The sequence below is a fragment of the Aminobacter sp. 01T433 genome (genome assembly GCF_056398585.1).
Genome location: NZ_JBFTPR010000052.1, coordinates 1 through 2494, shown reverse-complemented (window position 1 = coordinate 2494; position 2494 = coordinate 1). Strand labels below are relative to the sequence as shown.

Annotated in this window: 2 protein-coding genes; both read right to left on the bottom strand. The window is 58.6% G+C overall.

The window, feature by feature from the left end; all coding sequences use genetic code 11:
• Nucleotides 1–54: 54 nt before the first annotated feature.
• Nucleotides 55–867 (bottom strand): IS21-like element helper ATPase IstB, encoded by an 813-nt coding sequence (gene istB / locus AC1DLV_RS30200; RefSeq protein ID WP_476803646.1) that lies wholly within the window; start codon nucleotides 865–867, stop codon nucleotides 55–57.
• Nucleotides 857–2383: an IS21 family transposase gene (gene istA / locus AC1DLV_RS30195; RefSeq protein WP_476803645.1), complete on the bottom strand. Its 1527-nt coding sequence runs from the start codon at nucleotides 2381–2383 to the stop codon at nucleotides 857–859. The genes istB and istA overlap by 11 nt, the downstream gene beginning before the upstream one ends.
• Nucleotides 2384–2494: the final 111 nt, after the last annotated feature.

Below are 2494 nucleotides of genomic sequence, written 5' to 3'. Positions count from 1 at the left end.
TGTTGATTTCCACTGAGAGCTGACCCGGCGTTTCCACCGAGAAGTGACCCGCCTTTAGGTATCGTTCGTGTTGGTGGTGGTGGTCAAGTTCGTGCGTTTCTCCTTCGTTGTTTTGGGTTCATGCGCCGAACTGTTCTTGAAGCGAAAGCTGTCGTTTCCAGTTTCCAGGATGTGGCAGTGATGGGTAAGCCTGTCGAGCAAGGCGGTCGTCATTTTGGCATCGCCAAACACGCTGGCCCATTCGCTGAAGCTGAGGTTGGTCGTGATGATGACGCTGGTGCGCTCGTAGAGTTTGCTCAGCAGGTGGAAGAGCAATGCACCGCCTGAAGCACTGAAGGGCAGGTATCCCAGCTCGTCGAGAATGACGAGATCGGAATGGACGAGGCGATTGGCGATCTGCCCAGACCGACCTTGCGCCTTCTCTTGCTCGAGCGAGTTGACCAACTCGACTGTCGAGAAGAACCGCACCCGCTTATGGTGATGCTCGATGGCCTGGACACCGATCGCGGTGGCAATGTGCGTCTTGCCCGTGCCGGGACCGCCGACCAGAACGATGTTGTTGGCGTCGTCGAGGAAGTCGCAGCGATGAAGCTGCTGCACGAGCGCCTCGTTGACCTCACTGCTTGCGAAGTCGAAGCCATTCAGATCACGATAGGCTGGAAAGCGTGCCGTCTTGAGCTGATAGGCAGTAGATCGGACCTCTCGTTCGGCCGTTTCCGCTTTTAAAAGCTGGGACAGGATCGGAATTGCCGCCTCGAATGCTGGCGACCCTTGTTCGGTGAGCTCGCCGACGGCCTGGGCCATGCCGTGCATCTTCAGTTGACGCAGCATGATGACGATAGCGCCGCTTGCCGGGTTATGACGCATGGCGAACCTCCGTCTTTCTCAAGGTATCGTATCGTTCGACATTGGCCTTGGGCTCATTGGTGAGTGTCAGTGCCTGAGGTGCGTCGAGGGTTGGCGGCGTGAAGGATTTGCCGTCGACGAGGCGATGCAGCAGGTTCAGCACATGCGTCTTCGTCGGGACACCGGACCTCAGCGCCATATCGACCGCCGAGAGCACCGCTTGTTCGTCGTGCTGAAGAACAAGGGCCAGGATGTCGACCATCTCGCGGTCACCGCCGGGCTTCTTGAGCAGATATTGCTGCAAGGTCCGAAATGCATCGGGTAGCTCGACGAATGGAGCACCATTGCGAAGCGCGCCGGGTTTGCGCTGCACGACCGCCAGATAATGCCGCCAGTCGTAGATGGTCTGCCCCGGCCGATCATGGGAACGATCGATGACGCGGCGGTGCTCACAGACGATCTGACCTTCTGCGGCGACCACGACACGATCCGGATAGACCCGAAGGCTCACCGGACGATTGGCCAAAGATGCCGGGACGCTGTAGCGGTTGCGCTCCAGATGCACGAGGCAGGTGGGTGTGACACGCTTCGTATATTCGACAAACCCGTCGAACGGCCTGGAGGCCGGCATGAGAGCCGGAACCTCCTCAACCCAGATGTCGGCAATGGTGCCACGCATCTGACCATGTGGCGTCTTTGCCCAAAACTCCTTGCAACGCTGCTCCAGCCAGTCGTTCAGTGCTTCCAGCGATGGAAAGCGCGGAACCGGTTGAAAGAAGCGATGGCGTGCGTCCTGAACATTTTTCTCGACCTGTCCCTTCTCCCAGCCAGACGCTGGATTGCAGAACTCGGGCTCGAACACATAATGGCTGGCCATCGCCATGAAACGCACGTTGACGTCGCGCTCCTTGCCACGACCCACCTTGTCGATCGCCGTGCGCATGTTGTCGTAGATGCCGCGGCCAGGGATGCCGCCAAACACGCGGAATGCATGATTATGGGCATCGAAGAGCATCTCGTGAGTCTGCAGGAGATAAGCCCGGACGATGAAAGCGCGGCTGTAGCTCAGCTTCGTATGAGCGACCTGCAGCTTGGTGCGCTCATTGCCGATGATCGCCCAGTCTTCTGACCAGTCGAACTGGAAGGCTTCGCCCGGTTCGAACGCCAAGGGCACAAATGTCCCGCAGCCCGTTGTCTGCAATTCTCTTTGCCGACCATCGCGCCATTCCCGAGCAAATGCCGCGACGCGATTGTAGGAACCCTCGTAGCCGAGGCTCACCAGGTCGGAGTGCAACTGCTTCATGGTCCGCTTCTGCTTGCGGCTCTTTTTGGATTCCGTCTTCAGCCAGGCCGACAACCGATCCGCAAACGGATCAAGCTTGCTCGGTCGCTCCGGGACGTTGAACTTAGGCTCCACGCCGCCGGCACGTAGATACTTGCGGATGGTATTCCGGGATAAGCCGGTCCTGCGGCAAATCTCCCGGATCGATAGATGCTCTCGAAAATGCCAGCGCCGGATCACGCTCAGTAACGCCATGTCGATCACTCCAGAGCCCCCGCTGAAACACGCGAGGGACGGTTGAAACATGGGTCAATTCTCGATGGAAATATCGGGCTGCGCCGGGTCAGCTCTCAGTGGAAATCAACA